15 protein-coding genes are annotated in these 12,718 nt (G+C 53.1%); 5 read left to right on the top strand and 10 right to left on the bottom strand.

Annotated elements, in window-relative coordinates:
• Nucleotides 1-4: 4 nt before the first annotated feature.
• The 7 genes from KA369_15500 to KA369_15470 all read right to left on the bottom strand — a co-directional run bounded on the left by KA369_15500 (nt 5) and on the right by KA369_15470 (nt 5,375).
• Nucleotides 5-760: a carbonic anhydrase gene (locus KA369_15500; GenBank protein MBP7737385.1), complete on the bottom strand. Its 756-nt coding sequence runs from the start codon at nt 758-760 to the stop codon at nt 5-7.
• 240 nt (nt 761-1,000) lie between these two features.
• Entirely contained in the window at nt 1,001-1,507 is a 507-nt protein-coding gene (locus KA369_15495) for a purine-binding chemotaxis protein CheW (GenBank protein MBP7737384.1), read from the bottom strand.
• Between the two features lie 233 nt (nt 1,508-1,740).
• Complete coding sequence (locus KA369_15490) at nt 1,741-1,917, bottom strand: hypothetical protein (GenBank protein MBP7737383.1); 177 nt, start codon at nt 1,915-1,917, stop codon at nt 1,741-1,743.
• Between the two features lie 89 nt (nt 1,918-2,006).
• Nucleotides 2,007-2,759: a hypothetical protein gene (locus tag KA369_15485; GenBank protein ID MBP7737382.1), complete on the bottom strand. Its 753-nt coding sequence runs from the start codon at nt 2,757-2,759 to the stop codon at nt 2,007-2,009.
• A 127-nt stretch (nt 2,760-2,886) separates the two neighbouring features.
• Complete coding sequence (locus KA369_15480) at nt 2,887-3,303, bottom strand: hypothetical protein (GenBank protein MBP7737381.1); 417 nt, start codon at nt 3,301-3,303, stop codon at nt 2,887-2,889.
• A 276-nt stretch (nt 3,304-3,579) separates the two neighbouring features.
• Nucleotides 3,580-4,512, bottom strand: a complete 933-nt coding sequence (locus KA369_15475; protein MBP7737380.1) for a hypothetical protein — start codon at nt 4,510-4,512, stop codon at nt 3,580-3,582.
• 62 nt (nt 4,513-4,574) lie between these two features.
• On the bottom strand, nt 4,575-5,375 hold the full coding sequence (locus KA369_15470; GenBank protein ID MBP7737379.1) for a FecR domain-containing protein: 801 nt from the start codon (nt 5,373-5,375) through the stop codon (nt 4,575-4,577).
• 310 nt (nt 5,376-5,685) lie between these two features.
• On the opposite strand from KA369_15470, the gene KA369_15465 reads away from it, so the two are divergent.
• The 4 genes from KA369_15465 to KA369_15450 all read left to right on the top strand — a co-directional run bounded on the left by KA369_15465 (nt 5,686) and on the right by KA369_15450 (nt 9,188).
• Nucleotides 5,686-6,450 (top strand): DUF1295 domain-containing protein, encoded by a 765-nt coding sequence (locus KA369_15465; protein MBP7737378.1) that lies wholly within the window; start codon nt 5,686-5,688, stop codon nt 6,448-6,450.
• 2 nt (nt 6,451-6,452) lie between these two features.
• Nucleotides 6,453-7,235 carry a tRNA pseudouridine(38-40) synthase TruA gene (gene truA / locus KA369_15460; GenBank protein MBP7737377.1) on the top strand — a complete coding sequence of 261 codons (783 nt, stop codon included), beginning with the start codon at nt 6,453-6,455 and terminating at the stop codon, nt 7,233-7,235.
• 84 nt (nt 7,236-7,319) lie between these two features.
• Nucleotides 7,320-8,036 carry an RNA methyltransferase gene (locus KA369_15455; protein ID MBP7737376.1) on the top strand — a complete coding sequence of 239 codons (717 nt, stop codon included), beginning with the start codon at nt 7,320-7,322 and terminating at the stop codon, nt 8,034-8,036.
• Between the two features lie 336 nt (nt 8,037-8,372).
• Nucleotides 8,373-9,188, top strand: coding sequence for a hypothetical protein (locus tag KA369_15450; GenBank protein MBP7737375.1), 816 nt, complete (start codon nt 8,373-8,375; stop codon nt 9,186-9,188).
• 314 nt (nt 9,189-9,502) lie between these two features.
• On the opposite strand, the gene KA369_15445 is transcribed toward KA369_15450, so the two are convergent.
• Complete coding sequence (locus tag KA369_15445) at nt 9,503-9,895, bottom strand: hypothetical protein (GenBank protein MBP7737374.1); 393 nt, start codon at nt 9,893-9,895, stop codon at nt 9,503-9,505.
• A 157-nt stretch (nt 9,896-10,052) separates the two neighbouring features.
• Between KA369_15445 and KA369_15440 the strand changes: the two genes are divergently transcribed.
• Nucleotides 10,053-10,283, top strand: coding sequence for an AbrB/MazE/SpoVT family DNA-binding domain-containing protein (locus KA369_15440; GenBank protein MBP7737373.1), 231 nt, complete (start codon nt 10,053-10,055; stop codon nt 10,281-10,283).
• A gap of 46 nt (nt 10,284-10,329) precedes the next feature.
• Here the strand turns inward: KA369_15440 and KA369_15435 are convergent, their stop codons facing one another.
• On the bottom strand, nt 10,330-11,421 hold the full coding sequence (locus tag KA369_15435; protein MBP7737372.1) for a diguanylate cyclase: 1,092 nt from the start codon (nt 11,419-11,421) through the stop codon (nt 10,330-10,332).
• Between the two features lie 91 nt (nt 11,422-11,512).
• Nucleotides 11,513-12,712: an SH3 domain-containing protein gene (locus tag KA369_15430; protein ID MBP7737371.1), complete on the bottom strand. Its 1,200-nt coding sequence runs from the start codon at nt 12,710-12,712 to the stop codon at nt 11,513-11,515.
• Nucleotides 12,713-12,718: the final 6 nt, after the last annotated feature.

Raw genomic sequence — 12,718 nt, 5'->3', positions numbered from 1 at the left:
CGGCTTACTTGTGCTTATGTTTCCCTGCCCCTGACTTAGCCGCTCCGGACATGAGCGCTTTCTGATCGGGATGCCCGCCCAGCCATTCAACCTCGCCGGTGTCAAGGTGATAGAGCGCGCCGACAACCGTCAGCTTGTTTTCCCTGACCAGCTCCTCCACGATATCGCTCTTTTTGAACAGGTCCTCGATGGCCTGCCATACGTTGAGCCGGATGGCCGCGTCGAGGAGCTTTTCAGAGAACTCCGGGCCCTCCTTCTTCTTCGCCTTTGCGACGGCCGGCTTGATCCTGCCGACGAGATGGGGAATGCTGCCGCCCACCTTGTCGCCCCTGGTGACCGCCGTAACCGCGCCGCAGGCCGTATGGCCCAGGACGACCAGGAGGGGCGTATGGAGGTGCTCCGTGCCGTATTCCATGGTGGCGATCTCGTCAATGCCGCTGACGTTGCCGGCTACCCTGATGATAAAAATATCGCCGATGCCCGCGTCAAAGATGTGCTCCACGGAAACGCGCGAATCGGAACAGGAGAGGATGGTGACGAAGGGATGCTGGCCCTTCTTCGTCTCTTCAAGCCTCTCCATGCCCTGGTTGGGGTATTGACGTTTTCCCGAAACAAACCGGGCGTTGCCGTCTTTTAAAAGCTTCAGCGCCGCCGTGGAAGATATCACCGGTCCCTTGTCGCCGCCCATGACAAGAACGGGGACCATCAGCGCGAGTGCCAATAAACCGACATACCGCGGCTTCACAACAAGACGATTCATATACCACCTTCCTTCAATCAATAATTGACTTTTTGTTTATCTATATATGTCATTTCGAACCCCGCTTGGCGGTGTGAGAAATCCATGAATATAAATATCCAGAAAAAGATTTATCCTCATCCCGTATTACAGGGATTCGTCGATGACAGTGATATAACAGGTCTCACGCGTAAGCCATTACAAAAAAAACCGGCGCCGTGGCGCCGGAATTGACTCATACACAGGGGGCTTACCGTGTATCTATTCACCTTTCTCAATCTCGCTGGTATTGAGGATCCGGTCAACATCCAGTATTATTATAAGCTTGTCGTCCTTTCTGCTGACGCTCTGAATGAAGTCTTCCCTGATATTCGCGCTGTAGTGCGGGCTCTCGTGGATGCTCTCGACCTTGATGTCGATCACGTCGGAGACGGAGTCGACGATCATGCCGATGTAGCGTCCCTTCACTTCCACGACGATGATGACCGTCGCGCTGTTATACTCGCGCTCCGCCATCCTGAACTTGAGCCTGAGGTCCACGACGGGCACGATGTTGCCGCGCAGGTTGATGACCCCCTTCACGAAATGGGGGCTTTTCGGCACGGGGGTGATATCGGTGATCCCGATGATATCGCGGACCTTCAGGATGTCCACGCCGTAGGTTTCCTCGCCTATCATGAAGGTGGCGAACTCCTCATGCTCCTCCTCGATCTCGGAGAGCTGCTCCCGCAAGTCTTCTTTCCTGTTTTTTAATCTCTTACCTTTCATGGCGCCATCCTGCTATAAAGAAAGTATTCCCCATACGGTCATGACATGATATATAGAAAGTAGTATATTACCGGACCGCCGTAAATAGGCGTTTGTCTGTTTTTGGGATACTCCGATGCGGAATTGTTCTGTAGGATATATTCCTACAGAAAGGATGGAATGCCGCGGTTGATGGCCAGGTATGGTTATGATTTTCAGCCCCGCCGTGTCATGGACCCGAGATCCATCGGGCCTTACGAATCGGTCGATCGTTTCACATCATGGGCGGTGACCTTTCCGCATTGAGGGCAATGAAATCCACGCACCGGATTTCCCCCGGCTTTATATCGGAGACCGCCGGCGTCCCACACGGATATGGCATGACCGCACTGCCGGCACTTCATCAGCCATTCCCTGGATTCCTTTTCCATTCTCGATGCCATCCCTTGCGGTACGATTTTAAGTATAAAATCCCTTAACAGAGCCATAGGCGGATATCCTTACTGTTGAATTAAAAATGCTACTTCAGCTTGACCAGCTCTCCGAAAATCCAGACATCAGAGCACATGCCCACGTCAACCAGGTACCAGTAATTGTTCCACTGGCCGACCTTATCCTTCTCCACGGTGCGGGCCTTGACTTTCAGAGACGTTCCGGCCGGAACGGATTCCGTCAGAGAACCGGGACCATACGGAGATTCAAGGTATTTCATTGACCGCGCCTGTGTCGAGGGCTTCAACCTGATCTTCGCGTTGGCGGTCACCACGCCCATCTGCATGCCCATGGTGATCACATTGATGCCGTCGAAGGAGCGCCGGGAACCAGCCGTCACCTTTGTGCCCGGCAGGCCGAATCTCAGGATGGCGGTGTCGCCGGCGATTTTTTTCCTGTCCGCCGCCTCAATAACGAGATATTTCGAGAAGTAGAGATCGCTGTCTGATTTATCCAGGGTGGCTACCGCTTCTCCCATCGTATTGCCGCAGTCCGGGGAAAGCGTCTTGCTGGTGGTCCCGTCGTAACATTTTTCCGGGTGCAGGAGGAGCCTGCTGTTTTTCAGCTCGTACCTCCCTTCGCTCCGCCAGTCAAGTCCCGGACTGCCCAGCTCCATGGAATACCTGTTATTCTTCATCAGGGTGATGGCTGAATGGCCCATGGGGATATAACAGGTCAACCGGCTGTTGATCAGGCCGTCAATATCGGATTGTGAAACCTTTTCCGCGAAGGCGGGTGCCATACATAAAAAAACCGCGACGAACATCAGCAATCTTTTCATTTCAAGCTTCTCCATCTGTTATAATTTTTTTGCTATCATGCGGGGTATACTTCACAAAGGTAAGCCGGCCGTTTGCGGATCGAGGCCCCTCCGGCGCTACAAGCGCCGGGAAGGGGCCTCGCGAATATTATTTTTTCTTGTATATAGTCTCGCTGTTCATCTTGCCGAATTTTTGCATGGCGGCGTCGAGGTCCTTATCGCCCTTGAATTGAAGGGCGGTCGATTTAAAAACCTCCAGCCACTTCGTCTCGCTGGCCTTGTAGTCATCCATGGCTTTTTTCAAGTCATCAGGGTAGGTGTTCTTCAATTCAGGGTACTTGTCAAAAAGCCCGTAGAGCTTCGGTTTCAAGGCATACATTTTATCCGTATATTCATCCATCGCCTTCGCGTACTCCTTCCCGCTTTTCGCCTTGCCTATGTCTTCCGTGCACCTGTTAACCGCCTTGGTCATGTCCTTAATGACCGATTTGACATCGCTGTATTTGCCGCATCCACTCAGGCAGAACAACGCGATAATTGAAAAAGAAATAAGCTTTTTAGTCATTAGAGTCCTCCGGGATAATGTTTAGTTTATGTTGTAAATTATTGTGAATGTGTTTACACGGCGGGGACGACATGATGACAATTCCACCCCCTGCCACGTTTTACTTTTTATTGATTCGATTCCATTTTGCGGTTATTGTCAAAACAATTTTGGAATAACATTAAAAAACCGCTCGGTGAGCATCTATGCCGGGAGGGCAATCCGACACGGGCTATATGGCGGCAGGAGGGGCGGATCTCCAGTGACCGGCGATCCGCCGCTCCGGCAGGGGCCCGATTAATAGGTGTAGACTACGGCCATGGACGGTCCGAAGAAGACATCGGCGTTGTTCCCATAGGAAGCGCGGACCTTTTTCAGATAATGCAGATACTGCGCGCGGAACCCGACAGTGATTGAAATGCCCGCCTGGGCTATATAGTACCCGAAATCGATATTGCCGTTGAAGCCCAGGGCCCCGGCAATGGCGGCTTCGCTCTGGAGCGTGTATGAGATCTTATACGGATTTGCCTCCTCCCATCCTACCAGGCCCACCAGGGACAGGTTCGGCAGGAAGTAGAACCCTGCGGCGATGGGCACCGTGAAGGCGCAGCCGAACCCCATGGCGACCGAATGGTACACCACCTCCGACGATTTGAAGATCAGAAATTTTTCATCATAACGGTACCCCTGGTACCGGGGGCCGAAGAAGAGCCGCGCGAACTTGGCCAGTGTCACCATTACCAGCAGGTCGCTGTCCATTTTCTGGACCGCGAAATGGATCTTTCCCGGTATCAAAAAAGGACTGAGATAAATGAGCGAGCGCGCGTCAGCGATATATCGGCCATACTGGAAATTCCAGGCGAGACTCCACCGCTCGTTGATGGTGAAACCCAGCATGGGACCGTAAATGGCGTTGGGGCCCATCCGATAGGTGAAGCTGTCCACTCCCTTTGTGACCTCTTTAAATGACACGTACTTCTGCCATACCGGCTGCCACCAGAAGCATCCCGCCCTGAAACCGACGCTGATATGCCACTGGCGCTTGCCGTCAGCGTCAGTCTTTTTCTTTACCTCGTACATCTTCTGCTGCTTCGGCGCCTGCTTCTGCTGAGCCGCCTGCTTCTTTTGCGCTCCCTGCTTCTGCTGCGCCGCCGCGGGAAGCGGCAGCGATAACGCCGCCAGCATCAACAGGGCAGCGCATAGGGCCGATAAGCTCATCGATGGTTTCATGACACCCCTCCAATTATTTTTCACAATCATTAATATCAGGAAAACAGCGCGCCGGCCCAATCCTAGATAGCGGGCAGGCTCTGGATATCTTGCGGCGCATCCTTCTGCTTAACCGGGCCTGGCCCCTTGACGCCCCCCGCCTTCGAATCAGAATCGCTTGTCATTTCCGTTAATTCCTTTTTCGCTTCGGCATCGAGCTTTTCGCCGGCCTTGATATCCTTCAACTCCTTCTTGATGTCGGCGGTCTCTTTCGGGGTCAGGGCGGCCACTTCCAGGTCTTTTTTGCCCGCCACGATCTGATCGACCAGGTCCTCGCTCACGATGACCTTCTTGTTGGCCTCAAGCATCTTCTCGACCGTTCCCGCCAGCTTCCCTTCTTTGACCAGCTGGACCAGTATCTTTCCCTTCAGCACGTACACCCTTGAATCTTTAGGATCGGACACCACCATGAAAGACGTGCCCCTGATGGCGGCGATGGTCGTCCGGGTCTTGACGGTGAAGCCCGCCTCCTTTGACAGCTTTGCCATCACCACGAGTATCTTCCCCTTGTCCAGGTCAAATTGCGCCTGGTCAGCGCCGTCAGCCGTCTTGAGGGCCGCCATTTTGACAGTGGAATTCTCCACGATCCTGATAACTCCCCGTGTTCCGAAATTAAGGTCGACAAAGGACGCCGCGCCGGTGACAATGCTGTCGTTATAGGAAATAACGGCGCCTGCCGCCGCGGCCTTTTCTCCGCCGGCCGACAGGATCTTTGCGTTACCGACGGAAAATTGGACCGTCACCATTTCTTGATCGGCCTTCTTGCATGTCGTGACCGATATGGCAACCGCCATCAGCACCGGCATAATGAATACTTTTTTCATACAACCCCCGTCCCGGAAAGATTCTCCCGGATTTGTTGATAGATTTCTGGCAAACGAGCCAGGCAGGCTTGGATATCCCCGCCTTGTCGTTAAAAGTGTATATAAATAAACAGCATATCTGATAAATTGCAATCTGTTTTTTCAAATTATTTAGATGCATAATCGATTCAAGTTTACAATTGTTAACCCAGCGCGATGCCGCATGATCAATATGCGGCATGCTTATAATTGCAAATGAAAAAATTGTTGCAATGATTATCTGGATGGATAATTTTTCATTATACAAATACAAAAATAAAGGAATAAAGTGATGAATGAGATCAAAATGTATTACCTTGTAGTCTTCTCTTTCCTGGCCCTCGGGGCGGCCGTATTCATAACACTCCAGTTCATGGCCGCCCCCTACGGGAGATACGCCAGCGGCAAATGGGGGCCCCTCCTCGATAACAGGCTCGGATGGATCATCCAGGAAGCGCCGGCCTCGGTCATGATGTTCTTCTACTTCTTCATCAGCGACCGGCCGGCAACGATCACGACCATCCTGCTCCTTGCCCTGTGGCAGTCCCACTATTTCCACCGGGCCTTCATCTATCCATTCAGCCTGAGGGGGAGCAATCCGGTCCCCCTCACCACGGTTCTCATGGCCTTTCTGTTCAACATGGTCAACTCCTATGTCCAGGGCAGATGGATTTTCACCCTCGCGCCGGAATCGATGTATGCCGCCTCCTGGCTCGACGATCCCCGCTTCATGATCGGCATCCTGCTCTTTTTTACCGGCTGGGCCGTGAACAAGCATGCCGACCATATCCTCGCGAACCTTCGAGCGCCAGGCGAGAAAGGCTACAAGATACCCCGCGGCGGCCTCTACGAGTATATATCATGTCCCAATTACCTTGGAGAAATGATCACCTGGCTCGGCTGGGCCTTGGCCACGTGGTCCGTCGGCGGCGTATTCTTCCTCCTCTGGACGATCTTCAACCTGGGGCCCCGGGCATTCCAGCATCACCGGTGGTACAAGAAAACATTTCCGGATTATCCGGCCGCGCGCAAGGCCCTGATACCCTTTGTGGCCTGACCATGGAAACGCATAAATACAAAATGGTCCTGGAATATGACGGCGCCAATTATCGCGGATGGCAGGCGCAAAAAAACGCGCCGTCCATCCAGGAAACGGTAAGGACCGCGGCGCGGAAATTCCTGGGCGCGCCAGCGGACATCCAGGGAGCCGGCAGGACCGATGCCGGCGTCCATGCCCTGGGGCAGGCAGCGCACCTGGAAACGTTGCGGGCCGTCGATCCGGAAGAGCTCCGCGCCGGCATAAACGATAACCTGCCCGCTGCCGTCAACATTCTGTCCATGGAAAATGCCCCGCCCCGTTTCCACGCCCGCCATCACGCGGTGAGCCGCAGTTATCTCTACCTCATATCGAAAAGGCGCTCCGCCTTCGGCAGGCGATACGCATGGTGGGTCCCGGACAGGCTTGATTGCGAAAAAATGCAGGAGATTCTCAGCGTGTTCCGGGGCTTCCACGATTTCATATCCTTTGCCGACAAAAGAATGGAAAAAGGCTCCTCCACAACGGTCAACGTCGAGGGACTGTGGCTGGAAGAAATCGGCGATCTCATCGCCATTCGCGTCGCGGGCTCGCATTTTCTCTGGAAAATGGTGAGGCGCATCGTCGGCGTGGCCGTGGAGGCCGGCCGCGGCGCCCTTTCAGCCGACGACGTCGGGCAGATGCTCCTGGCCTTTTCGGAAATACCGAAACTGCACACGGCCCCTCCCCAGGGCCTCTTCCTGGAAAAGGTGCTGTACGAGGGCGACACCCTGCCGGACATCAGGCCGCCCATCACCCTGTATTAATGGACATGAACTGGACCACCATTCAATCCTGATGCCTTTAGAAAATATATTTTACTTTTTCCCGCCGCGTTCCACACTCGCCCCATGGATACGGTAAAGAAAACAGCGGCAGCCCCGGGCCTGCGGGTCGTGGTCATGGAGCCGGGCGGCCCGGTGAACGTCGGTTCCATCGCGCGGGTGATGGCCAATTTCGGCTTCAGCGACCTGGTGCTGGCGGCGGAGGCCGATATCGATGATATTGACGGAAGGGGAAGCCGCGTCGCCATGGGGGGCCTTGAGGTGTTTAAAAACCGACGCGTCGTCGCCACCATTGAAGAGGCCCTGGAAGGATGCGGCCTGGTGATCGGCGCCACGAGACGGGCCCGAAGCGACGAGACCTCCATCGACTTCAGGGAGGCCGCCGCCATAGCCGCCCGCGGGGCGGCAACGTCGCGAGTCGCCCTGCTCCTCGGCCGCGAGCGGGACGGCCTTTCCCGCGACGAGAGGGGCCGCTGTCACATCCTCGCGGAGATCCCCTCGGTCCCGGGGCCTGCGGGGTCCCTGAACATTTCCCACGCCGCGGCCCTTTTCCTCTGCGGAGTTTTCGCCGCGCCTCCTGACGCGGAAAACAGGCCCTCCGCCGACATGGATGCCCTTGCCGCAGAATTCGACAACCTCTTCAGGATATCCGGCATCGGGGAGGAGAACGGCAGGGCCCAGGCGATCTTCAGGGGGCTGGCGGAGCGGGCGGGTCTCACGGCCGAGGAGGCGCGCCTCTTGGAGAGATCATTCCGGTTTTTCGGGTCGAGGATGCAGAGATAGTTATCGGCATGGGTTACCCCTTATGCCGTGATTGCTCTATGCTTTTTTGTTGATGGTCGTCCAACATCCACCCGTGCAGGCGGCTGTCCATGGATAATTATTCTTGACACAATAGTCTTTATCCCCCTATAGTACGGACTATAAATAAATAGTCCCATACAAATCTGTTTCAATAAATAAAACATACAACTTCTCCTTCTTACATGCGCCCGAGCTATATTTCGAGGGGGTGTATCGCGTTAAGCTATCCGGGAAGGCTAAATGAAGATGGTATGTTCGACTGTAGTTATGCCAAAAGGATGTATCGGTTATCAAATCTATTAATGGAGCTATATCATGAAAAAAATCATCAGTCTGTTTCTGTTTTTATTGCTGGCATCTGTTTTTGGACTCTACAATCTAAGCGCCGATGGCGATGCAGCACAAAGGCAGCCGACCGCGGCGGAAAAGGCATATTTCAAGAAGGTGCTGGGAGCCATAGACAAGGCCCTTCCCGCGCCGCCGAAAAACTGGACCGCAGATACGAAGCCTTTGATCGAGGGCCCGAAAACTGTCAATGTCAATTGTGAAAAAGGGGATGCGTTATATTTTAATGCCATATACAAAGGAAGGTGGGAAAACAGGGGCGGCACGAACGATGATTCGGGAGGACAATCGGCGCAGGAATTGGCGCAGGAGATGATGAGGGCGTCCCAGTCAGGGGACAAGGCCGCCTATAAACGCGCTAGCGAAAAAATGATGGCGTTAGGGAAAAAAAACGTGGATACCGCCAACGCTAAACGAAAAGCGATCGATTCTATCGATCCCAAGGACAAGGCATTAGAGGTTGAGATCCAGGTCAACGCGCATGACGCATCCCTGAGGAGAGCCGAGCCCCTGAAGCTCGCGGGAAACCTCAGGGCTTTTATCACCGATGGCTCATATACCGGCAAGGGTGATGAAACCAGGGTTCGGGGTGTCGTTCTTCTCGGCACCTGGGATAACGGCGAAACCAGGAGTGAATATACCTATTATAAATCGAACTGGCGCTCGGGGATCCCCCACCCGTCTTCCAAGAATATGTGTGTCGAGGTGACCGGCGCCGAAAAGCGGGTCAGGGAATATCTCCAGGGCATAAACTGGAGCGCCCTGAACGCGCAGCTGGTGAAGTAACCGCAAAAACATCGCCAGGTGAGGCAGACGCGGCGGAACAATTCCGCCGCGTCGCGCATGACTCCTTCTATTGCTGGAGATGTGTCCCACGGTAACGCGGATTCCGGGAAAACAATAGGGATAAGCACATACAAAAAGCAACTGCTCGGAGGGCTAATCCCGATCATCTCCTTCGGGCTGTACGGGGCGCTTAAGCCAGAACTTTCTAAAGCAGGGGCAAGACAAGGCAGCCAATATTGATTACAGGCAAATTTTGCCCGAGTATCCCGGCACGGCGAGTGTCGCAATCTCACATTACGGATGGCCGGGGACAATCATTGGATAATCAATCTATAAAGGGCCGGAATAGCGTATAAAAGAAATCCCAGCAGGAAAACCGCAGGCAGCGGCCCCCTGTATCCGAAAAAAACGAATTGCTCAATCAGCCTCAAAAGCCAGAAAATGCTGAAACCGATCAATAGCGATTTACCCAGGGATGAGTTTATCAATTCATCATTATGATAAAAAGATATGAATCCCGACAGTAAAAATACCGCTATAAGACACATATTCATCACCTGCATTACCGCGCTGTTCAAAACCGACATTTTCGGCAGCTCTTCTTCCCAGTTGAACAGCTTGAGCCTCCAGAAGAGCACATGAAAAATGGCGAATAAAAAATTATAAACTCCCGCCGCATAGACCAGTACATTGATTTTATTGTTCATGACGGCCTCCAAAATGATATATCTATCAATACGCACTGCCACATCCGGCCTGTCAAGTAAATTATGTAAGAAATGTAAACCTTTAATAAATAAGTAAACCTATTATATTCTTGACAAATATGTAAATAATGACCATAATTATCATGCGAGGTATGATATGAGAAAAGCCGGTAAAACCAGCGAAAAGACATTATACGGTGTCGTAAAAGTAAGCTCCAAGGGACAGATAATCATCCCGGTCGATCTGAGGAACGATCTTGGGATCAAGAATGGAGATCAATTATATATATTGAAGAACAAGCATGACGACATTTTAATGGTATCGCTTGATAAAATGGAAAAAATGCTCAGCGAATACGGCCTGCGCGGCGGAATTGATTCATTATGATGCAATCCAGCACCATATAAGCCCGTGAATCTCCCCGCGCTGCAACCTAGCCCGCGACCCGGTTCCTTCCGCCCTTCTTCGCCTTGTATAGAAACGCGTCGGCCCTGTCGATAAATTCCGTTACGGTGCCTTCCGAGTATTGGGCTACGCCGCCGCTGACGGTCACGGTGATGGCCGAGGGAAATTCATGTTGCTCGACCAGCGTGCGGACCATCTCGGCCACGTGACGCGCGCCGTCGAGATCGGTATGGGTAAAGATAATGAGGAACTCCTCGCCGCCGTATCTTCCGAAAAGATCCGTTTTTCGTATTTTTCGCCTGATGAGCTTCGCAACCTCCTCAAGCACCAGGTCGCCGCGCACGTGGCCGTGGCGGTCATTTACCTTCTTGAAGTGGTCGATGTCAAAAAGAAAGATGGAGCAGAGTGTTCCGTATCGCTTGAAGAGCGACATCTGCTGCTCCAGCATCAGGAGGATCTGCCTGTGGTTGTACAATCCGGTGAGGCTGTCGGTAACGGAGAGAAGCTCGAGCTCATGGGCGTAAGACGCGACCTTGACGCGTTCAAGGTTATAGCGATAGTGAAAAACAAGAAGTGTCACGATGCAAAATGTGATGGAAATGACATAGCTTACGCCCACATCGGCATATCGTTGAAACCTCGTCTCATACAGGGTGATCAATTCGGGATGGTAATATTCGACAACAAGAAGCGAGATGAAAACAACGAGCAATGAAACAAGGGCAAACCATAATTTTTTTCCGCTGAATCCCGCCGCATAGGAGATCGCGAAAAGCACGATAAAATAATGCAGTCCTCCCTGGGTCCCCCCGTTGTATATCCAGAGAACCGGCGTCAGGACAAAGGTGACGAATGATATAATGAGAACATAGGCGGCCGTTTCCATGTTCCTGTAACGGGAAATGTAATAGCACAGGATGAAGATGATCGACCCCGCGAAAGAGAGAAGGCTGTTCATGAGGTCATGAAGGAGAAGGATATTATCAAGGGTGCTCAAGATCGCGACAAAGAAACCGCAGAGCATGAAAATATTGCGCATCTGGTGTTCCAGGGGGAAGCGCTCGTTGTCGCCGCCGAACCTGGTGATGAGCCTGTGGAATAACGGGGTGGTCCTCATCACATGTCACCTTTTCTCCGGGATGGATAGTATGCCTTTTTCATTTATCAGGATCATGAACCCGCCTGTTTTGCAAGCATCATTAGAAAACAATCTAAAACGACCTGACGCACCTGCCGGTTGAGACCTCCCAGAGCTTTATGGTCTTATCAAATGATCCCGAAAGAAGGTACTTCCCGTCCGGTGAAAAGACCATCGATTTGACGATATCGGTATGGCCATCGAAAGTCCTCACCTCTTTACCGGTCGACAGCTCCCAGAGCTTTATGCTCCCTCCATAAAAGCCGGAGGCGGCGTATTTCCCGTTGGGGGAAACCGCCACCGAGTGAATCGGCGGCCTGAATGTGTCTTCGATGAAAGAGCGGATCTTTCTTCCGCTCCCCGTGTCCCAGAGTATCAGGGCGCCGTCTTCGCCACCGGACAGGATCTGTTTCCCATTGGGTGAAAAGGCCACGGACCGGACATACAATCTGTGGCCCTGGAGTGTCCGGATCTCCTTGCTGCTCTCAGCGTCCCAGAGCTTGATCGACGTGTCCCATGATCCTGAAAGCGCGTATTTCCCGTCAGGGGAATACACGATGGACAGGGGAAAGCTGGTATGGCCGCTCAGATATGTCAATTCCATGCCGGAAGTTCTCCCGAACTGCTGGATCATGACACGGCCCCCTCCCCCGAGAACCGTGCTGTACACCGGGGATATGGCTACCGCGTCCACCGAGCCGAGGCATTTGAAGGTCTTTATATCCTTTCCGGTGGCGATGTCCCACATCTTCATGGTCATGTCGGCTGACCCGGAAAGCGCCTCGTGGCCCTCCTGTGAATATACGACGGCATTGACCGAACCGGTATGGCCGGTAAAGGTTCGCACCTCTTTGCAGGCCGGGATCTCCCAGAGCTTTATCGTTTTATCCGCCGAAGCGGACAGGGCGAACTTACCGTCAGGGGAAAACGACACGGAGAATACCGCCTTGGCATGGGCCGGCGGCGTGGTAACCGTCGATATGATCTCGGTGAGGAATCCGTCAAAGCACCACCCGGTTTCGCCCTTTTCAGTTTGAAATTTACACCACGCGCCCCTGACCCCGCCTATGGTCTCCTCTTTTCCTTTCTCGAGGAACTTCAGCTTCTCTCCGGCGACAAGATATCGCATGAACTTGCCGGCGGTGCCGGGCGTCTCCCGGAAGCGCAGATTTTCAGCGGATGTGGCAAAGTACCTGTCCCCGGCCGCGCCGAGAACGCACAGGGCCGAAAGGAGAAACAGCGGCAGCAGTAAAACTTTTTTATTGGACTTCATGCAAAA

This window comes from Spirochaetota bacterium, from assembly GCA_017999915.1.
Lineage (GTDB): Bacteria > Spirochaetota > UBA4802 > UBA4802 > UBA5550 > RBG-16-49-21.
Note: the sequence above shows the minus strand (reverse complement) of the source record. Positions and strands in the feature narration are given on the sequence as shown.